Origin of the sequence: Enterococcus sp. DIV1059_2 (assembly GCF_051713685.1) — a bacterium.
Lineage (GTDB): Bacteria > Bacillota > Bacilli > Lactobacillales > Enterococcaceae > Enterococcus_D > Enterococcus_D casseliflavus.
In genome coordinates, this window is sequence record NZ_JBIOQK010000001.1 from 1,349,762 (window position 1) to 1,369,732 (window position 19,971).

Consider the following 19,971-nt stretch of genomic DNA (forward strand, 5'->3'; position numbering starts at 1 on the left):
AACGGACTGTTACCGCTTATTTTCACTTTTTTCTTAGATTGATGCAAAAGTTGATTATAAATACGGGGCGACTTTTGCTATGCTTTAGAAAAGAAAGGAAGCATTAAAAGAATAGTGAAGTTAAAAATTGTGTCGGTTATATCTATAAAATAATAGTGTGCTTTTTATTTATCTATTTGTTTTGAATAATTGTCAGAATTTTGTTGCGAAATACTATGGCTTCTTTCGATACAAAAAGTAGGCGACATCAGCGACAGTCGGATAGAGGAAGATAGCTCAAAGCGGCGAGGAAATAGAAGGAACATAGGATCTACGTTTAAAAATAATGGAACTAGGGGGAAGGAAATTGTTTTATCAATCAGTGAATGAGTATCTAGTAAAAATGAGAGAAGGATTATCTGCTGAAACCATTAAAGGTGAAATGCCATCAGTCTATGCGTACTGGTTAGCACAGGAAGCAGAATTGAAAAAAATATTGAAAAACAAAGACATGGCTTTTTGGATGGACATCCAGCGAGTTCTCTTGATCGATGCAAAATTAGTATTACTTCGCAGTTACATCAATGACTACGATTTTCACGGATTTTCCGAAGATGAGATCATTGCCAATGTGGAACAAGATCATTTTACCTTTAACAAAGAACTGTGTGGCTATAGTTTGAAAGAACAGGTGCACCCATCAATTATTTTTGGTGATCAATAAGCAACAAAAAAGACCGTTCAAACGAGTATTAAGCTACTGCACTGATTCAAAATAAGACCGATTGATTTGTGGTATGATTGTGATGACAAGTACGATTGCACAGATCATTGCAATAGTTTGAAAAGGAGCGGAGAGGTATGGTTCAATTTGAACGGATCATTTTATTGTTTTTCTTGTACTCATTTATCGGATGGCTTTGGGAAACCATTTATTGCTCACTAAAAGCCAAGCACTTTGTGTATCGGGGGTTCCTTATTGGTCCAATCACACCCATCTACGGCTTTGGAATTCTTGGCGTTGTCTATTTGTTACGGCCATTGCATGAGCAAGTGATTCCACTGTTCTTTGCGGCAGCGTTGTTGGTCACCGTGCTTGAATATGTGACAAGCTATTTACTTGAGCGGTTTTTTCATGCCTCATGGTGGGATTACAAAGAAGTACCACTGAATATCAATGGACGGGTGGCATTGCCGATTTCTCTTTTTTGGGGCGTGTGTTGTGTGCTGATTGTTCGATTTGTTCATCCGCAAATGCTGGAGATCGTGCAAACATTGAGTGCTCGGGTCGGATTCTTATTGCCCGTTTTCTTATTAATGGTTCTTTCTTTTGATATGGGCTATACCCTTGCTAACTTGGTTGCCTTTCAGAAAGCGGTGCAACAAGTCAATCAAGCCTTCGAACAGCACAAAAAAGAATTGGCTGAAAATATTGAGCAATATAAAAACGATTGGCAAGGGCGCTTCGCAGCGTTTCCAGAAGAATGGCGCGTTTTAAAACAAAATCTACCGAGATTGAATTTTCATCAAAGAAGACTCTTAAAAAACTTTCAAAAGTTAGAAATCAATCAGATAAAAAGCAGTCAGGAATTGTCTCGATTTATTGAAGCCATTCGTAAGAAAAAATAGGTTTGTTACGGTTAGATTACAAAAAATAAACCCTTATCAATGCTGATTCTTCCCACTTCTGACTAAATTCAGTCGAAAAAGACGATGAAAACACCCACTTTTACGATAATTTGTAACAAATTGTAAAGGTCCTGCAATAAAATTCTTCTTAAGAATTTGTATAATAGGATATGTTGGAAACCATAGTGAGAAGTGAGGGAATTTTTTGAAGGCAAAGAAACTACGAACAATCGTTGTCGCTGTCTTTGCGGCAGGAATCGTTTCTCCAATCTTTGCGCAGGCTGAGTCACTTGAATCATTGCAAGAGCAAGAAAGTGCCGTCATGCAGCAAAGTCAGGAAATCAGTACGGAAGTGCAGATTGCATTGACTGATGTGAATGCGAAATACAGTGAGGTAGAAGAGCTAAAAGCTCAAATCGCTGAAAATGAAGAATCATTAGCAACAACCAAAGCAGAAATCAAAACTGCACAAGAAACAATTGAAAAGCGTGAAGCTGTCGTTGCGGAACGTATGAAAGACATCCAAGTCAATGGCGGGGCTACCAGAGACTGGACGGTACTATTAGAATCATCCAACATCCAAGATTTTATCAATCGTGCCTATGCGATGACGATGTTACAAAACTTGGAAAAAGAAAAGATCGATTCGTTGACAGCAGAAAAAGAAAAGCTGGAAGCTTTAGAAGAAAAAGCACAGTCAACACAGCAATCATTGAAAGAAAATCAAACCGCATTAGAATCTGAAGCCAAAACACTGGATTCAAAAATTGCGAATCTACAAGCCCAATTGAAAGAAAACGAAGCAACCTTGGCACAAATCGCTTCCAGCAAAGAAGCTGAAACAGCTCGCTTAGCTGCTGAAAAAGCAGCAGAAGAACGAGCAGCAAAAGAAGCGGCGGAACAAGCAGCGAAAGAAAAAGCTGAAAAAGAAGCAGCCCAAGCTGCGGAACGTTCAAGCGCTTCTGAATCCCAAGCGTCTGCTTCATCGAGCAGCAATACGACTGAAAGCAGCAGCTCATCATCGAGCAGCTCTTCAAGCAGTAACAATAGCTCAACTAACAGCTCAAGCAATACAAGTAACAACAGTAATAACAATAGCAACAACAGCAATACTAGTAGTGGTCGAACATTGATGATGGAATCAACTGCTTACTCGTATAAAGAAGCTGGCTCTAGTTTCTTTACAGCAAGTGGGACAGACTTACGTAAAAATCCAATGGCAGTTGCCGTTGATCCAAACGTGATTCCGCTAGGCACCTTAGTCAATGTTGAAGGCTATGGCGTAGCACTAGCGCTTGATACTGGTGGCGCGATCAAAGGAAACATCATTGATGTTCACTTTGATAATGTCGCACAATGTATCCAATGGGGCCGTCGTCAAGTAAAAGTAACGATCCTTGATTAATCAATCAACTAGCAAGAAGCAGCTCACTGAATGAAGTGGCTGCTTCTTTTTTTGCTTTTAATGTAGGAAGGCATAAGAAGAGAGCCTATCGCTGCGTCAGTGACGACATAAGCGATAGGCTCTGGATTTATTGTTAAACTGCTCACAAGCTCTTACACTCATTCTCAGGAGCATTTTTTGAATAGCTTGGTCAGATCAAGGGGAACGGCGGGTGTTCGCTGATCAAGGATTGAAATTAGCGTTTAGCGTTTCCTCTAAAGCTTCCCAGTCGTGCTCATCGGGGAAGGTTTTGAATAGCAAATAATCAATGTCTTGGGCATATTCGGTAATGTATTCCGTGTAGTTGGTAACGATCAAATCAATCTGATTTTTTTCCAAATAGCCTGCCGACAATTCATTGGAGTCCGGAAAATAAAAGGTCCGAGAACTGCGCAAATAACGAACAGATTTGCATTTTAATAATTGGCATAAATAAAAGGGGCCTTCGAACAAAAAAGCGATATTCTTCTTGGCTTGCCAGTACAACGATTTAATAGAAGTAACGTACATCGTAAGACTCGTTCCTAAGTGCTCCAGTGTGTTACTGTCCCAAATTTCTCTAGCTAATGGTTGCGTCAACAGATAGTTTTTAAATAGATGGTAATCGTCCGTATACGCCTCTTCGACAAATTGAACGGTATCAGAAATCATATGATTTAATAAGGGGGATAATAATTGCTTGATTTTTGCTACCGTAAAAAAGGACTCCACTAAGAGTCGATCGCGAGCGCTATCTTGTGTATCTGGCAAGCAATCCTTGACAAAGGCTGCCGCAAGCTGCTTGATTTCAGGCCAATGATTATACTCTCTACAAAAGGTTTGCTCGATTGCTAAGTTGCTGATCGAGCGACGGGCTTTTACCAATAAGAACAAATAAAGGACTTCCTCGTGGGGAAGTTCTTTTTGATATTGCTCACTTACAGCCTCATTGATTTCAGAAAATAGCCGAAAATCATTATACTGTTCAAATAGTTTTTTTATTTGCTTAGGCAACTCGATACGTTGACCTGCAAAATGGCGCTCAAAGGTGATATATAAGTAATAATTGAATTCACCAAATGAACAAGCATGTTGGTCGAGTTGATAACATCTTGAAAAAGCACTAGCCGTGATATTTTGGATGGCGATGGGTGGAAAGATCGTATGGGCAGTAATTTCCGATTCATAATAGAAATCATGGAAAAATTTGCGAATATTGATCTCTTCACCAATAAAGCAAATGGGATTTGTTTGGATCTCCAAACGATAGAAAGAAAAAATAGGTTGCACCTTCCGCAAATAGCGAAGAACGGTGCTTTCTGATATATGGTATTTCTCTGCCCATTCCGATGAGCTATAAAGATCATTGTGGAAAATACTTTCGATGATATGGAACAAAATCTCATCGGCAATCAGCGCACGTTTTTTCGTTAAATACACAGCGGACTGCTTGATTGAAAAAATATACCCCTTATGAGAAGAGTCGATCGATAAACAGTCGCCAAAATATTCTTTTAGATCCGTCACGTCCGTTACGATCGTTCGCGTGGTACTTCCTGAAATCTTTGCCAAACCTTGAGTCGAACATTGATAGTTTTTCTCGAATGCCATCAAAATTTTCAGCCATCGAATCGTTGCTGTGTTGGTAATAAAATTAATTTGAAAATTTCTCAAGACGTGGCTCCTTTCATGAATAAAATCGCAAATCTTACTTATTCATCTTAAAGAAGATAGGGAAGAAAAAACAAATCACGTATTTCATCGGTTGGTGAAATCTATACCTGAGCCTGTGCAAGATTTTTTGCATTTTCTATAAATCAACTGATGATCGGCATATATATAGGTAGAAACACGTTTTTTCAGTGCAAAGAAGGAAATTGACTGGCATTGAATAGTAAGAGAGGGGGGGTAATTTTATTACGATAAAATAAAAAATGAATGATTAACTATATTTAAAATAAACCGATAGAAGTTGGTGAGGTGAAATTGAGGGGGAAAGTCACTTTGGGTAAGATAACTTATAATTTTAACAGGAATGATTGGTGTAAATAAATAGTAACCGCGAAGGAAACCCTAAGTGCCCCAAGAAAAATATTCCGTTTTATTCAACTGATTTATAATAACAACAAAAGTATTTAACTTTTCTTTCTGAAATTCTTATGTTTTCTATTTATAATGAAAAGATGTTGAGAAAATGAATGAATATAATCACTCGAGGTTATTTTTCTATGATGTGACAACTCTCGAAGACGATGAGAACAACGATTATCACTGAATTATTTATTATTTAAAATGAGGGTTTAAAAAAACTGTCAAGTATGCTACACGTTATTTATGTATATTTAAAATAACTGACGTTTCGATTATATAAGCCTTTTATTGATGAAAAATATATCTTTAAAAAGAAAAAACAGGAATTTCCTTTATTTAATGATACATTTCTCTTATAATAAACTAGAATTGCCTTTATTATGTCAGACGAAGGCAGCATGCTTAAACAAGCACAATTGAAGTAGGGAGTGTGTTCATGGGAAAGCCGTTAGTAAAGACTTTGACTGTTTTAGCCGTGGGTATTGGCGCAGTTGCAATATGTTTCATTGGTTACCGACAAAATAACCAAAGGCAATATCAGCAGCGAGTCGAATACGCACAGACAGCGATTGCCAGCGAAAAAGATCGCATCAATGAGTTGTCTAATGAAATTGCTGAATTATACAGCAACGAGGATCAAACATTTTTAAGAAAAGATCTTAAAGAGGAAGACGTTCTTAAAACAGTCGCAAAACTTTCTGCAGTGAAAGTATCTGCAGACGATTATGGGATCGATGATGATGCATTACCAAGTGAGTCAGTCGAGATCCAACAAGAAAAAGCCGCCCTTGATGATCAACTAAAAGACATCGAGGCAAAATTAAAAGTACAAGCGGATACGGAAGCCTTATTTACTGAAGGCGTTTCAAATTGGCAAAGTGCTGAGAATGATGTCATCATTAGAGCCGATCTAAAAGAAACGGATGTTGGGAATGTCCGTGAAAATCTGAGCTTTTTTGAAGATAGTAAATGGAAAGAGTTAGTTGTTTCCTATTTAGAGTATGCGGATACCCAGTTGGACCGCATTGCAAAATTACAAGAAACTTTTGATGAAATGCTTGATGGGGATGAGGTGACCAGTGAAGTCACCTTAGAAAAATACCTGAGTGCAGTCGACAGTATCAGCAAAGTTCGCAATGAAGAATTGAAAGAGAAATACACCGAATTAGCAGACAAAGTCGCTACCCAAATGGGGTACACAGGATACAGCACGTATACACCCCCCGCTTCAACGGAAAGTTATTCAGAGGATACATCCGCAGGAGACGGCACCTGGACAGATCAAAGTTCAGACGTTGTCTACTAATGGAATCATGTATCAAAGAAAAAAGAGATAACTGGAGGAAAGCAAATGTCAAAAGGAAAAAAAATCTTTCTAATTATTTTTTCAATCGTTGCAGTGTTAGTCATCGGATTGATCGGTGTTGCTGCTAAACTATATTTTGATGTGTCAAACTCAATTAACGAAACTTATCAATCAGTTGAGCGTGATCGAGAAGATCGCCTACGTGAAAATGATGTCGATCTATCCCAACAAGAGTCCTTCTCGGTTTTACTGATGGGGATCGATACCGGTGATTTAGGCAGAGTCGAACAAGGCCGTTCTGATACCATGATGGTGGCGACCATCAGCCCACAAGACAATCAGACGACAGTGGTGAGTATTGCTCGCGATACCTATGTTGATATCGTTGGACATGGAACAACAGATAAAATCAATCATGCCTATGCCTTTGGAGGGGCAGCCATGTCTATGAACACGGTTGAGAAGTTTTTAGATATCCCCATCGATCATTATGTATCTCTTAATATGGAAGGCTTGAAAGAGTTAGTTGATGCAGTCGGCGGTATTGAAGTTGATAATGATTTGACTTTTTCAAAGGATGGCTTTGATTTTACAATCGGTCGTACAAAATTAAACGGAGAGCAAGCACTCGCTTATTCAAGAATGAGATATGATGATCCCAATGGAGACTACGGCCGACAAGACCGACAACGTAAGATGGTGGAAGCGATCGTAAAGAAAGTTCTCAGTCTAGACGGTGTTAGTCAATATCAGTCAATCTTAAATGCAGTTGAGAACAATATGAAAACTGATATGAGTTTTGATGATATGCGGACATTGGCAATGAATTATCGCAGTGCGTTTCAAACAATCAAACAAGACCAGCTTCAAGGTGAAGGATTCATGCAAGATGGCATCTCGTATCAGCGTGTAAGTGATGAAGAGTTAAATCGTGTACAAACTATCCTTAAAGACCAGTTAGACATCAATAACTAGAAGAAAGTGGAGAAATATGGAAGAGACTATTAGTTTAAAAGAAATATTTGATATATTACGGAAACACCTGACATCAATTTTAATCTCGATGTTTGTTGGCTTGGCGTTAGCAGCGATCGTTACCTTTTTTGTTCTTACACCCCAGTATCGTTCTCAAGCGCAATTGATCGTTACTCTGCCACAAACCGAAACAACAAATGCAAATGATGTAAATATGAATCTACAAATGATCAACACATATAAAGAACTAGTTACAGGAGATTTGGTTATCAACCAGGTCAAAGACCGAATAGAATCAGAATATGGCATTGATAAAAGCGTACAAGAATTGAAAGATTCTGTTGAAGTGACACAATCACAAAATTCATTGATGTTTTCTATTAGAGCTACAGATACTAGTTCTGTTTATGCTGCAAACATTGCAAATACAACAGCATTAGTCTTCCAAGAAAACGCAAAAGATGTATTGAGCGTGGACAAAATCTCAATCATCTCCAATGCAGAAGCAAGTTCTTCCCCGGTATCCCCAAACAATAAACTTAATTTAGCAATTGGTTTAGTCTTGGGAGTCATAGTCGGTGTTGGTATTGCTTTCTTACTGGAATTGTTGGATCGAACGGTCAAAGATAATAAGTATGTTACAGAAACATTAGGCTTTACGATTCTTGGAACAGTTCCACAAATGTCTGCCAAAGAAGTAAATGCCACGATCCAAAAGAAACCATCGATACAAATGATCAAAAAAAATACTGGTGACAAGGCAGCTGAATCGCGCCGTAGCCGTACAAGAGTTTAAGGGGGGAAGATGAATGGCGAAGATAAAAGAGCATAAAGGGACACAAACACATGCGGTTAGCTTAATTACATTGGTTGATCCATCGTCACCTATTTCAGAGCAATACAGAACAATACGGACGAATATTCAATTTGCATCTTCAGCTGATCAACAGATCAAAACATTAGTAATTACATCTTCTGGTCCAGGAGAAGGAAAGTCTACGACTTCTGCGAATTTAGCAGTCGTCTTTGCAAAATCTGGTCAGCGGGTGTTGTTAGTTGATGCCGATATGCGTAAGCCTACGGTTTATAAAACATTTAACTTAAACAATGCAAGTGGATTAAGTACCGTATTGAGTACCTCAACGAGCGTTCTTGAAGCAGCTCAAAAATCGGTGATTGATAATCTGTCTGTCTTAACAAGTGGGCCAAAACCACCAAATCCATCTGAGCTACTTGGGTCAGCACGAATGAATCAAGTGATGGAAGAAGCGAAAAATCTTTATGACGTGGTTATCTTTGATATGCCACCAGTTGTAGCAGTGACCGATGCACAAATCATGGCATCTAAAGCGGACGGAACGATATTAGTGGTTCGAGAAAATGTTGCACGTAAAGAATCCTTAACAAAAGCAAGAGATCTTTTGAATATGGTTCAAGCAAGAATCATTGGTGTGGTCTATAACGGTGCCGAGCATTCAAAAGATTCAGGTTACTACTATTATTATGGAAATTAATTAGTTTGAAGGAGACGAGAGAAATGATTGATTTACATTGCCACATTTTACCAGGAATTGATGATGGTGCAGAAGACATTAATGCGAGCATTGCTATGGCCGAAAAAGCGATTAGCCAAGGAATCACACATATCCTTTGTACCCCACATCATAACAATGGAAAATACCGCAATCCAAAATCAAATGTCATTTCTCTTGTTTCATCTTTGCAGTCCGAATTAGAAAAACGTCAGTTGCCGCTGACAGTTCTAGAGGGACAGGAAGTCCGCATCACAGGGGATTTGATTGAGGATATACAACAAGACAATGTCTTGTTTACAGACCTTGATGATACGTATATCTTGATAGAATTTCCTACCATGGAAGTACCAACGTATACTGAACGTCTATTTTTTGAACTATTGCAAATGGGTAAAATACCAGTTATCGTCCATCCAGAGCGTAATACTCATTTTCGTAAAGATCCAAATCACTTGATTCCGTTTCTTGACATGGGATGTTTGGCGCAGCTGACTGCACCCAGTTATGTCGGAATATTTGGTAAAGACATCCAACGTACTGCAAAACAAATGGTGGCACATAATCTAGTTCAAATGGTCGCTTCTGATGCACACGGAGTGAAAAAACGTACTTTTTATTTGAAAGAAGCCTACGCGCAGATCGCTAAAGATTTTAATGTAGATAAAGTGTTAAAAATGCAACAAGTTGCGAAAGATCTTTTGAACGGGGATTCAATTGAATATCCAAGTTATCTAGAAGTGAAGAAGAAAAAGTTTGGGTTATTCTAGGAGGGGAAATAAGGTGGATGAAGTGGATGCATCTAATTTGGTTAGTAAACATGAGGAAATTTATATAAATAAACAAGAAGTTGATTCCAAGGTTGTATATCACTTTATAAAAAGAGTTATAGATATATTGGGAAGTTTTTTTGGTTTGTTGATTTTCTCACCATTATTTTTAGTTGTTGGATATAAGATAAAGCGTGAAGACAACGCTGGTCCAATTTTTTTCTCTCAAGACAGAGTTGGTAAAAATGGAAAATTATTCAAAATGTATAAGTTTAGATCTATGTGTGTCGATGCAGAAGATAAACTGGCATTATTGCTTGATAAAAATGAAGTTGATGGAGCGATGTTCAAAATAAAGGATGATCCGCGGGTAACTAGAATTGGTAAATTTATAAGAAAAACAAGTATTGATGAATTACCTCAACTGTGGAATGTTTTTAAAGGTGAAATGAGTCTTGTTGGTCCTAGACCGCCTTTAGTACGAGAAGTCCATGAGTATACGGAATATGATAAGCAGCGCTTATATGTTAAGCCTGGTTGTACCGGTTTGTGGCAAGTAAGCGGGAGAAATAATGTTGGATTTGATAAAATGGTTGAATTAGATTTGAAATACATCGAGTCACAAAGTATGTTATTTGATTTAAAAGTTATCTTCAAGACAATCTTAGTGATTTTGCGCCCCAATGGTGCATATTGAAAATCAGCTAGTATTAAGGAGTACAATAATGAGTAGAAGCGTTTATATAATAGGTTCAAAAGGAATCCCAGCTAAATATGGTGGATTTGAAACTTTTGTTGAGAAACTAACTGAGAATAAAAAGAGTGAATATATTCAATACTATGTTGCGTGCATGGAAGAAAATTCATTAAAGTCAGGAATTGAAGGTGAACAGTTTACTTATAACGAGGCTATTTGTTTCAATATAAAAGTGCCTAATGTTGGTCCAGCGAGGGCTGTACTTTATGATATTTTAGCTTTAAAGAAATCAATTGAGATTTCAAAAAAAAATCATGATCAGGATCCAATTTTTTATGTTTTAGCTTGTCGTATTGGTCCTTTTATATCATATTTTAAAAAAATAATAACAAGTATGAACGGTAAACTTTTTGTAAACCCCGATGGGCATGAATGGAAGAGAGCAAAGTGGAGTTATCCAATTAGAAGATATTGGAAATTTTCAGAAAAACTAATGGTAAAGCATGCCGATTTATTGATTTGTGATAGTCAAAATATTGAGAAATATATTAGGGAAGATTATAAAGAATATCAACCAGAAACAACGTATATTGCATACGGTACCGATAGAGGATTAAGTAATTTAAAAAGCAGTGATTATGATGTACGAGAATGGTATAAAAAATTTGCTCTCAAGGAGAATGAATATTATTTAGTTGTTGGAAGATTTGTTCCTGAAAATAATTATGCGGCAATGATAAGTGAATTCATGAAGTCCAATTCAAATAAAGATTTTGTGATAATTACTAATGTCGAAAAAAATAAATTTTTTGAACATCTAAGAAAGAAAACAAATTTTGAAAAAGATAAGCGCATAAAATTTGTTGGTACAGTATATGATCAAGATCTATTGAAGTATATCAGAGAAAATGCGTTTGCTTATATTCATGGTCATGAAGTGGGAGGGACAAATCCCTCTCTTCTAGAAGCCTTATCATCTACCAAAAGAAATTTACTTTTAGATGTTTCATTTAATAGAGAAGTGGGAAGAAAAGCAGCTTTTTACTGGAAAAAAGAGGATTTAAATTTGCTTATCAACTATATAGAGGCTGATTTTGAGAAATTGCCTAAAGATGATCCATTCGAAGTGGTGAAAGTTTATTACAATTGGGAATTCATAGTTAATTCATATGAGGAGCTATTTATTTGAAAATGAAAAAACATATATTATTTGTTCACTCTAGTGCTGAGTTGTATGGGTCAGATAGATCTTTATTAAATATTGTTAGTAATATAAACCGTGATAAATTTGAAGTTTCTATAATACTTCCATGTAATGGACCATTACTTGACGAACTAAAAAAATTAAATATTAATGTTATATTTTTTGATTTTGCTATCCTTAGAAGAAAAAATTTGTCATTTATAGGTATGGTACATTATGCATTTTCTTTTATAAAATCACTATTTTTCTTTATGAAATTTATCAAGGATAATAAAGTTGATGTTGTCTATATCAATACATCGGTTGTATTTCCGCCAGCATTAGCGGGTAAAATACTACATAAAAAAATTATTTGGCATGTACGAGAAATAGTCCCCAATAATACTGAAAATTTCGTAATTTCTTGGATAATAGATCATTTCTCAGATGAAATTGTTGTAAATAGTATTTCAACTGGTGATTCTTTGAATTTAAAATATAAAAACTACAACATTGTATACAATGCTGTTGAGCAAAATTCTCTGGAAAGAATTAAAGATAAATCAAATAAAAATGTTGTACTAGGTATGGCAGGTAGAATCAATAGATGGAAAGGCCAAAAGTTATTTGTTGATATAGCAGCTAAAGTCAGTCAGACACATCCAAACGTGGAATTTAAAATAGCTGGGTCGGCTTACGAAGGTGAAAAATTCTTAGAAGATGATTTAAAAAAATATATTTCTGATTTAAAATTGCAAGACCGAGTTCAATTGATTGGACAGGTTAATGATATGGATAAGTTTTATTCTGAAATTGATATATTTATTTTACCTTCGATTCAGCCTGAACCTTTTGGATTGGTAGCAATTGAAGCTATGGATGCAAAAATTCCTGTAATAGCAACAAACCATGGTGGTCCAAGAGAAATAATAACTAATTCAGTAGATGGTTTTTTGGTGAACCCGGATGATATACAAAGATTCGTGGATATATGTTCGGAATTAATTGATAATAAAGAGCTTAGAGAAGAAATTGGAGAAAATGGATATCTGACTAAAATTTCTCGGTTTTCGATATCCACTATGATAAATAATATAGAAAAAATTTTGGAGAGAGTATAAAAATGAAAATTGTTTATGTTATTTTACATTACATAACAGATTTAGATACATTAGAATGTATTGATTCTATTACATTACTCAATCAATATGATAATATAGATTACGAAATAGTCGTTGTAGATAATGGTAGTCCTTCAAATTTCAAACTATCTAAAAATAATAAAAAGATTTCTTTATTAAGATTAGATGAAAATTTAGGATTTGCTGGAGGAAATAATGAAGGTATAAAGTTTGCAAAACAGCATTTGCGAGCTGACTTTGTTGTTTGTTTAAATAACGATGTTGTATTAAAAAGTCTTGATTTTAATCAAGTTTTAGTAGACAAGTATGAAATGAATGGTTATTACGTATTGGGACCTGATATAGTTACACTAAATGATAAACATCAAAATCCTTTACAAAAATCCGAATGGTCGGTAATGGAAATTTCTTTATTTAGATGCAAACAAATTATAAAATTGCTTTTGCTAAAATTACATGCGGAAGTTTTTTTAAAGTCTCTGCTTAAAAATACACATCATGACTATTTATCTGCAAGTTTAAAAGGTGATAAATTTGAAGTTGGCTTGCATGGTTCGTGTTTAATTTTTTCAAAAAAATTTTTGGACAAGTATGATGGTTTTGTTGAGGGAACTTTTCTATATATGGAAGAAGATTTGCTCAAATTAAGAGCGATTAGTAATAATGAATTAATGATGTATACGAGTGATCTTGAAGTTTTACACAAGGAAGATTCAGCTACAGATGCAATTAAAGCTTCGGATAGACAAAAATATATCAATAAGACAAGTTTTCTGATTAAATCAGCGAAAGTTTATAGGAACATGAAATTTTTATTTGTCTTAAAGGATAAAGTATATGGTTTTATAGAGAAAATTGTATGCAAATTAAAACATAAGGAATTTAAATTAGATAGAAGAATCCCGCTTAGTTATTTTCTAAGTTTCTTTATTAGAAGGTCTATTATGGTACTTAGAGGCGTTTATATTAGCATAAAAAAGGGGAAAAAGCCTCGTATCTTTTTTATAGGAAAAAAAGTTAAAATGTATTGTTTATCTAGAATTGAAATTGGAAAAGGTGTAACTATAGGAGATAACACAATATTAGATGCTTTATCAATCAACGGACTTAAATTAGGCGCAAATTCTAGCATTGGAAGTAGCTCTATAATAAGGTGTTCGGGTAATTTAAAGGAAATAGGAAAAGGATTTATTTTAGGCGAAAATTCATCACTGGCTGATAATTGTTTTGTAGGAGCTACAGGTGGAGTTTCCATTGGTAGTAATGTTATTTGTGGTCAAAATGTTAGATTTCATTCATCAAACCATAATTTTGATGATAGAAAAATTAATATAAATGAGCAAGGAATTAACGCTAAAGGTATAGTCATAGGGAATAATTGTTGGATAGGAGCTGGAACTGTTTTCTTGGACGGAGTGAATATCGGATCCGGATGTGTTATTGGTGCTAATAGTGTTATTACAAAAAGTTTCCCTGATAACTCAGTAGTAGTTGGAACACCTGCAAAATTAATTCGAATAAGGTAAAGAGAGGGAATTTAATGCTTTTTTTTAGTATAATAATGTTATTAATCATTGCACTTGGTATGATTAAACTTGAAAACTCAATTATTAACCCAATTTCAATGCTTTATATTTTATGGGCTCTAATACTTTATTTAGCAAGTCTTGAATTATTTGGGTTGTTCCATGTTTCTGATAAAATTTATAGAATGATAGTACTAGGATTGGTTTCCTTCGGGGTAGGCTATATAATTATCAGAGCATTTACGAGTACTTGGAGAAAAAGAAAACAGATTGATTCGAATAGTAAAGACCAGTTGTCTGATAAGTATGAAATAAGGTATAGACTTGTGTATCTTTTATGTACGATTACTATTCTATATCATTTAAAAGAATTGTCAGTTGTTTTACAATATCTTTTAAGTGGAAATTCTTTAGCATACATTAGGGCGATGGCCCAAGATAGCACTTCTACAATTCATGCAAATAAATCTGGTTTAGAAAATGCATTAAAAATTTTAATAGTTACTCCTTTAACAGGAGCATTGCAACCTGTTGTAGCTACTGATTTCTTTAATGGTAAAAGGAATAAAATTTTATTTTTTTTAAATGTTATCATCTTAAGTTTAAGAGTTATAACTGATGGAAGTAGAACTTACGTAATCTACTTTGCTATTTGTCTAATAATTTCCTTTTTCTTTGCAAATAAAAAAAGAGAAAACTTATTGACTAATAGCTTAAAAATTAGTAAGAAAAAACAATATATAATCTTTTCTTTTTTGATTGTCATAATAATGTACTTTATTTATTTAGTTACAGCTTCAAGATCAGGTGATAATATTGTAACTTTTGCCTATTATTATTTTAGTATGCAACCTATAATGTTCGAAAAATGGGCTAATATAGTAGATTTACAAAATATCTATGGTTATGGTATTGCTGCAACAAATGGCTTCTCTTTTGCGTTCCACTATATCATGAGTAATTTTTTTGGTATTCCATATCCAGAATTTTGGAGAAGCATTTATAATTTAATTGAAGGAACAGGAACTGATTGGCAAACGATTACGGCCCAAGGAACATCAGCTAACTCTTTTGTTTCTGCATTTTGGGTTTTTTATCTCGATGGACGTGAGTTAGGTGTCTATTTTGGAATGTTTATTTATGGTATTTTAACGGCTGTATCTTTTTCGACGGCAAAGTACACTAAAAATCTAAAATCACTTTCAATTTATTCTATAATTTATTTAGGTCTGTTTTATACTTTTGTACGTCTTCAATTTGCAAACGTATTTTATGCTATGACTTTTCTGTATGTGTTTTTTGTAATGTATAAAAGAAAACGAGGTACAAAATGAAAATACTCATAGTAACACACTCAACAAAATTTAGTGGTGCTAATAAGTCTCTTTATTCTTTAATACTGTTATTTAATAAAATAGGATATGATATAACAGTTATAGTTAATTCTGAAAAAGGTGAATTAGTATCAAGATTGAATAAAATAGGCATAAGAGTTTTGTTTTATAATTATTCTTGGTGGGTATCTCAAGACAGAACTAATAAAATGAAAAAAATTTATCAATTCATTCATTCAATCTCTAAATATTACTTTTTTAGAATGAAATATAATAAAATATTAGAAGATATCATTGGCGAAAATTTTGATTTAGTGTATACAAATACCAGCACAATTGACTTAGGAGTATATGTGGCAAAAAAAATGCATATTCCTCACTTTTGGCATATTAGGGAATTTGGAAAGGAAGACTTTAATTTCACTTATTTGGTAACTAGGAAATATAGAGAAAAAGCTTTTGAGTATTCGAGACTTATTTGTATATCAAATGCTTTAAAAAAGAAATTTGAAAAAATTTTTCCGAATAAAGAAATAGATGTGGTCTATAATGGTTTTGAAATAACAAATTTTACTAAACAAGATCATTCGATTGATATAAATAGAAATGTTAATATATGTATTTGTGGTCAAGTCAGTATTGCTAAGGGCCAGCACCTTTTGATTTATGCTGTAAGTAGATTAATCAGTAAAGGGTATCATATAAATTTATTTTTAATAGGAGATGTAGATTATACATATTTGAAAAAGTATTGTGAAGGTTTTGAACAGTTTCCCTGGTTAAAAATTATGGGATATATCAATAATGTTACTAATTTTAGAAAGAAAATGGATATTGAAGTAGTATGTTCTAGGAGAGAAGCTTTTGGGAGAGTGCTATTGGAGGCTATGCTTATAGGGTTACCGACTATAGGAACTAGTAAAGGGGCAATAGGAGAACTAATTGAAGATAATGAGAATGGCCTTATTTTTAACGAGGATAATTACTTTGAATTGGAAAAGAGAATAGAAGACTTGATATCTGATCCATTATTATATTCTAAAATATCCAAAAAAGCTCATACATTTTCAAAGCAGTTTACAATAGAGAAAACTTTTAATAACATTAAAGCAATTTTCGAGCAAAATATATAGAGGTGTAAGAAAATGATTAAATTTTATAAACGTCAAGATTCATTAATATATCCTTATTATTTCAAAATAAAAAATTTTCCTAAATTACTTTTTCCGAAGCTTTATATTAAGAAGTACTATAAAAATTCATTTGGTCAATTTCCAGATTTGATAAATCCAAAGATGTACTCAGAAAAATTACAAGTGTTGAAATTTGATTATGCTAAAAACAACACTGTTATTCTAGCAGGGGATAAAGTCGGAATGCGAGAATATGTTAGCTCATGTGGATTAGATCATCTTCTAGTACCTATAGTAGGTACTTTTGACAGTTTAAAGCAGATTGACTGGGAGAGCCTTCCTAATAGTTTTGTCATGAAGAAAAGTAATGCATCTGGGCAAATGTTTACAGTTAAAGACAAATCAAAAGTAAATAGAAATGAAATTTATAAACAGATGAGAATTTGGATGAAAATTGATTTTGGGCAAAATATGATCGAACCACATTATAGAAAGATGAAAAGTAGAATTATTATAGAGGAGTTTCTTTCTGGTATCTCGGAAGATTGGCGTATCTTTTATTTTTCAGGAGAGCCCAAGTTTGTACAGATTGATAAATGGATTGAACCTAGTAATGAAAAAATTATAGGGCATAAACGTAGAATTAGAGTATGGACTGATACAAAAGGAAAGATTTTAGAGGTATTGGCGGATAAAGAGGCAGTGAATGTTCCTTATAAATCAGGAATGAGTATAGAATTACCAGCAGATTTTGAAAAAATGATTGAAAATGGCAATACACTCTCTAAAGACTTCCCTTTAGTTAGAATTGACTATTTTCATAGTAATAATAAACTTTATTTAGGGGAATTGACCTTTACACCAGGTAGTGGTTATCAAGTACTTACACCTAAAATGCAAAAAGATTTAGGGAAATTTTTAAAGCTGCCGGGTAAAAGATGATGAAAAAACTATTTCATAATCTTTTATATCAGTCTTTCTACCAAATGATGCTACTTATTCTTCCAATAATTACTATACCGGTAGTATCAAAAGCGTTAGGTCCGGAAGGTATTGGATTTTATAATTATGTTTACTCAATAGTTTCTTATTTTGTGCTATTTGCTGGGTTGGGACTTGCAAATTATGGAATAAGAGAGATAGCTTTAGTAAGGAATAATAAAGAAAGCTTATCACGAAAATTCTGGGAACTTGAACTGTTTAATATTATTATAGTAAGTATAATATTGGTTACTTATTTTATTTTCTTAAATTTTGTGAATGATAGAGTATATTATCTTGTATCTGGTTTAATAATTGTGGCTACATTATTTGATATTTCTTGGTTTTTTGCTGGCATAGAGAATTTTAAAGCAATAACATTGGGAAATTTAATAATTAAGTTAAGCTCTTTTTTTCTTATTCTGATATTTGTTAATACCTATGATGATTTATTTATGTATTTTTGTATTCAGATAGGAAATATTCTTATGACTAATATATTACTCTGGGTTTTTCTTATAGGAAAAATTAGCTTTGTTAAGGTTGACTTAAAATCTATAATTTCACATTTTTATCCAGCATTAGGGTATTTATTTGGGAAAATGGCTATAACTTTATATACAACCTTAAATAAAACGTTATTAGGAATTATGTCTACAACAGCACTAGTGGGAATCTATGCAAATTCAATGCAGTTAAATTCAATAATAGTAACGTTGATAGCAACTCTTGATACGGTCTTGTTACCTCATATGACAGGGTTAATATCTGATAACAAAGAAAATCAAATAGTTAATGTTATGAAGAAGACTCTTAATCTTCAATTCTTTTTCTCAATAGGTGCTTTTTTCGGTATATTAACCGTATATGATAAGCTTGTTCCTTGGTTCTTCGGTGAGAAATTTCTTTATTTAAATAAAACTATTCCGATCCTATCTATACTTATAATTATAATCCCTTTAGGTACATCTATTGTCAGACAATTTCTAATCCCTAAAAATCAGATCAAAGACTTTAACATATCGGTGGTTACAGGAGCAATTATAGGAGTTTTATTAAATTTCTCACTAATTCCTGTTATAGGAATTTGGGGTGCAATTGTTGCAACGATAGTTTCTGAATTGTTTGTTACTTCAATAAGAGTGTATAGATTGATTAAAGATACTGATTTTTGCTTCAATCTAAGGAACATCATATTGTATATTTTGAGTGGTTTTATAATGTTAATGCTTACGAGATTTATTACTAAAGATTTAAGTTCAAGTTTACTTACTAATTTAATTCAAATAGTTTTAGGTGGATTAATATATTTGGGCTGCACTCTCATTTTAAAAATAAATCCTTTGACTTCCTTAATAAAACAGATTACAAAATAAAGTTACAGAGATGGAGTGTTGATATGAAAGGTATCATTCTAGCAGGTGGATCAGGCACACGCCTGTATCCCTTAACCAAAGCAACATCCAAACAATTAATGCCGATCTATGACAAACCGATGATCTATTATCCTATGTCGACGTTGATGTTGGCGGGAATTACGGAGATTTTGATCATTTCCACCCCGCAAGACACCCCGCGTTTTGAAGAATTATTTGGAGATGGTCATGAATTAGGCATCCACATCGAGTATGCCGTTCAACCAAGTCCAGATGGGTTAGCGCAAGCCTTCATCATCGGCGAAGAATTCATTGGTGATGATAGTGTTTGTTTGATTCTTGGTGACAATATTTATTATGGAGGCGGTTTGTCAAATATGTTGCAGCGAGCAGCGCAAAAAGAACAAGGTGCCACCGTGTTCGGCTACCATGTCACTGATCCTGAACGTTTTGGGGTCGTGGAATTTGACGATGAGATGCAAGCTGTATCGATCGAAGAAAAACCCGATACTCCAAAATCAAATTATGCTGTTACTGGGCTGTATTTTTACGATAAACAAGTCGTAGAAATCGCGAAACAAATCAAACCCTCAGAACGCGGAGAGCTTGAGATCACGGATATCAATCAAAAATATCTAGAATTAGGGCAACTATCCGTTGAAGTCATGGGACGCGGGTATGCTTGGTTAGATACTGGAACTCATGAGTCATTATTAGAGGCGTCAACGTTTATTGAAACAATTGAAAAACGACAAAATTTAAAAGTGGCTTGCTTGGAAGAAATTGCTTATCGCATGGGGTATATCAATCGTGAAGCATTGATCGATTTGGCACAACCACTGAAGAAAAATCAATATGGTCAATATTTATTGAACCTAGCAAAAGAGGCATAAC

At 34.2% G+C, this 19,971-nt stretch carries 18 protein-coding genes; 17 read left to right on the forward strand and 1 reads right to left on the reverse strand.

Features of this window, described 5'->3' with window-relative positions; genetic code table 11:
• Positions 1–325: 325 nt before the first annotated feature.
• From IGI72_RS06315 to IGI72_RS06325, 3 genes are all read left to right on the forward strand, one after another.
• Positions 326–703 carry a DUF7006 family protein gene (locus IGI72_RS06315; RefSeq protein WP_005234961.1) on the forward strand — a complete coding sequence of 126 codons (378 nt, stop codon included), beginning with the start codon at positions 326–328 and terminating at the stop codon, positions 701–703.
• A gap of 137 nt (positions 704–840) precedes the next feature.
• Complete coding sequence (locus IGI72_RS06320; protein WP_016608128.1) at positions 841–1,608, forward strand: putative ABC transporter permease; 768 nt, start codon at positions 841–843, stop codon at positions 1,606–1,608.
• Positions 1,609–1,813: 205 nt separating this feature from the next.
• Positions 1,814–3,013, forward strand: coding sequence for a 3D domain-containing protein (locus IGI72_RS06325; protein WP_438753482.1), 1,200 nt, complete (start codon positions 1,814–1,816; stop codon positions 3,011–3,013).
• Between the two features lie 222 nt (positions 3,014–3,235).
• Here IGI72_RS06325 and IGI72_RS06330 read toward each other — a convergent pair whose 3' ends face one another.
• The gene (locus IGI72_RS06330; RefSeq protein ID WP_422700448.1) at positions 3,236–4,705 is read right to left on the reverse strand and encodes a helix-turn-helix domain-containing protein; all 1,470 of its coding nucleotides are present in this window, start codon (positions 4,703–4,705) and stop codon (positions 3,236–3,238) included.
• Between the two features lie 853 nt (positions 4,706–5,558).
• Between IGI72_RS06330 and IGI72_RS06335 the strand changes: the two genes are divergently transcribed.
• The 14 genes from IGI72_RS06335 to rfbA are packed head-to-tail and all read left to right on the forward strand — an operon-like array spanning position 5,559 to position 19,970.
• Positions 5,559–6,428: a hypothetical protein gene (locus IGI72_RS06335; protein ID WP_074931993.1), complete on the forward strand. Its 870-nt coding sequence runs from the start codon at positions 5,559–5,561 to the stop codon at positions 6,426–6,428.
• A 45-nt stretch (positions 6,429–6,473) separates the two neighbouring features.
• A complete protein-coding gene (locus IGI72_RS06340; protein ID WP_153883263.1) occupies positions 6,474–7,403 on the forward strand; it encodes an LCP family glycopolymer transferase in 930 nt (309 codons plus the stop codon).
• A 16-nt stretch (positions 7,404–7,419) separates the two neighbouring features.
• The gene (locus IGI72_RS06345) at positions 7,420–8,199 is read left to right on the forward strand and encodes a YveK family protein (protein WP_270276001.1); all 780 of its coding nucleotides are present in this window, start codon (positions 7,420–7,422) and stop codon (positions 8,197–8,199) included.
• Between the two features lie 13 nt (positions 8,200–8,212).
• Positions 8,213–8,917, forward strand: coding sequence for a CpsD/CapB family tyrosine-protein kinase (locus IGI72_RS06350; RefSeq protein ID WP_153883261.1), 705 nt, complete (start codon positions 8,213–8,215; stop codon positions 8,915–8,917).
• Positions 8,918–8,940: 23 nt separating this feature from the next.
• Complete coding sequence (locus IGI72_RS06355; RefSeq protein WP_428217384.1) at positions 8,941–9,705, forward strand: tyrosine-protein phosphatase; 765 nt, start codon at positions 8,941–8,943, stop codon at positions 9,703–9,705.
• A gap of 22 nt (positions 9,706–9,727) precedes the next feature.
• Positions 9,728–10,402, forward strand: coding sequence for a sugar transferase (locus IGI72_RS06360; RefSeq protein ID WP_428217412.1), 675 nt, complete (start codon positions 9,728–9,730; stop codon positions 10,400–10,402).
• Between the two features lie 28 nt (positions 10,403–10,430).
• Positions 10,431–11,591 (forward strand): beta 1-4 rhamnosyltransferase Cps2T, encoded by a 1,161-nt coding sequence (gene cps2T / locus IGI72_RS06365; RefSeq protein WP_438753486.1) that lies wholly within the window; start codon positions 10,431–10,433, stop codon positions 11,589–11,591.
• A gap of 2 nt (positions 11,592–11,593) precedes the next feature.
• Complete coding sequence (locus IGI72_RS06370; protein ID WP_438755065.1) at positions 11,594–12,706, forward strand: glycosyltransferase family 4 protein; 1,113 nt, start codon at positions 11,594–11,596, stop codon at positions 12,704–12,706.
• A 2-nt stretch (positions 12,707–12,708) separates the two neighbouring features.
• A complete protein-coding gene (locus tag IGI72_RS06375; protein ID WP_438753488.1) occupies positions 12,709–14,253 on the forward strand; it encodes a glycosyltransferase in 1,545 nt (514 codons plus the stop codon).
• 14 nt (positions 14,254–14,267) lie between these two features.
• Positions 14,268–15,587 (forward strand): O-antigen polymerase, encoded by a 1,320-nt coding sequence (locus IGI72_RS06380; protein WP_438753490.1) that lies wholly within the window; start codon positions 14,268–14,270, stop codon positions 15,585–15,587.
• Positions 15,584–16,720, forward strand: a complete 1,137-nt coding sequence (locus tag IGI72_RS06385) for a glycosyltransferase family 4 protein (protein ID WP_438753493.1) — start codon at positions 15,584–15,586, stop codon at positions 16,718–16,720. The genes IGI72_RS06380 and IGI72_RS06385 overlap by 4 nt, the downstream gene beginning before the upstream one ends.
• A 12-nt stretch (positions 16,721–16,732) precedes the next feature.
• A complete protein-coding gene (locus IGI72_RS06390) occupies positions 16,733–17,662 on the forward strand; it encodes an ATP-grasp fold amidoligase family protein (RefSeq protein WP_438753496.1) in 930 nt (309 codons plus the stop codon).
• On the forward strand, positions 17,662–19,077 hold the full coding sequence (locus IGI72_RS06395) for an oligosaccharide flippase family protein (protein WP_194943310.1): 1,416 nt from the start codon (positions 17,662–17,664) through the stop codon (positions 19,075–19,077). The genes IGI72_RS06390 and IGI72_RS06395 overlap by 1 nt, the downstream gene beginning before the upstream one ends.
• Positions 19,078–19,100: 23 nt before the next feature.
• Positions 19,101–19,970, forward strand: a complete 870-nt coding sequence (gene rfbA, locus IGI72_RS06400) for a glucose-1-phosphate thymidylyltransferase RfbA (protein ID WP_087627728.1) — start codon at positions 19,101–19,103, stop codon at positions 19,968–19,970.
• Position 19,971 lies beyond the last annotated feature (1 nt).

Excerpts from the sequence above, each read along its gene's own strand:
- IGI72_RS06355 (WP_428217384.1), top strand. The coding sequence starts at position 8,941 with ATGATTGATTTACATTGCCACATTTTACCAGGAATTGATGATGGTGCA.
- IGI72_RS06385 (WP_438753493.1), top strand. The coding sequence starts at position 15,584 with ATGAAAATACTCATAGTAACACACTCAACAAAATTTAGTGGTGCTAAT.
- cps2T (WP_438753486.1), top strand. The coding sequence starts at position 10,431 with ATGAGTAGAAGCGTTTATATAATAGGTTCAAAAGGAATCCCAGCTAAA.
- IGI72_RS06375 (WP_438753488.1), top strand. The coding sequence starts at position 12,709 with ATGAAAATTGTTTATGTTATTTTACATTACATAACAGATTTAGATACA.
- IGI72_RS06340 (WP_153883263.1), top strand. The coding sequence starts at position 6,474 with ATGTCAAAAGGAAAAAAAATCTTTCTAATTATTTTTTCAATCGTTGCA.
- IGI72_RS06395 (WP_194943310.1), top strand. The coding sequence starts at position 17,662 with ATGAAAAAACTATTTCATAATCTTTTATATCAGTCTTTCTACCAAATG.
- IGI72_RS06390 (WP_438753496.1), top strand. The coding sequence starts at position 16,733 with ATGATTAAATTTTATAAACGTCAAGATTCATTAATATATCCTTATTAT.
- IGI72_RS06350 (WP_153883261.1), top strand. The coding sequence starts at position 8,213 with ATGGCGAAGATAAAAGAGCATAAAGGGACACAAACACATGCGGTTAGC.
- IGI72_RS06315 (WP_005234961.1), top strand. The coding sequence starts at position 326 with ATGGAACTAGGGGGAAGGAAATTGTTTTATCAATCAGTGAATGAGTAT.
- rfbA (WP_087627728.1), top strand. The coding sequence starts at position 19,101 with ATGAAAGGTATCATTCTAGCAGGTGGATCAGGCACACGCCTGTATCCC.
- IGI72_RS06380 (WP_438753490.1), top strand. The coding sequence starts at position 14,268 with ATGCTTTTTTTTAGTATAATAATGTTATTAATCATTGCACTTGGTATG.
- IGI72_RS06370 (WP_438755065.1), top strand. The coding sequence starts at position 11,594 with ATGAAAAAACATATATTATTTGTTCACTCTAGTGCTGAGTTGTATGGG.
- IGI72_RS06345 (WP_270276001.1), top strand. The coding sequence starts at position 7,420 with ATGGAAGAGACTATTAGTTTAAAAGAAATATTTGATATATTACGGAAA.
- IGI72_RS06320 (WP_016608128.1), top strand. The coding sequence starts at position 841 with ATGGTTCAATTTGAACGGATCATTTTATTGTTTTTCTTGTACTCATTT.
- IGI72_RS06335 (WP_074931993.1), top strand. The coding sequence starts at position 5,559 with ATGGGAAAGCCGTTAGTAAAGACTTTGACTGTTTTAGCCGTGGGTATT.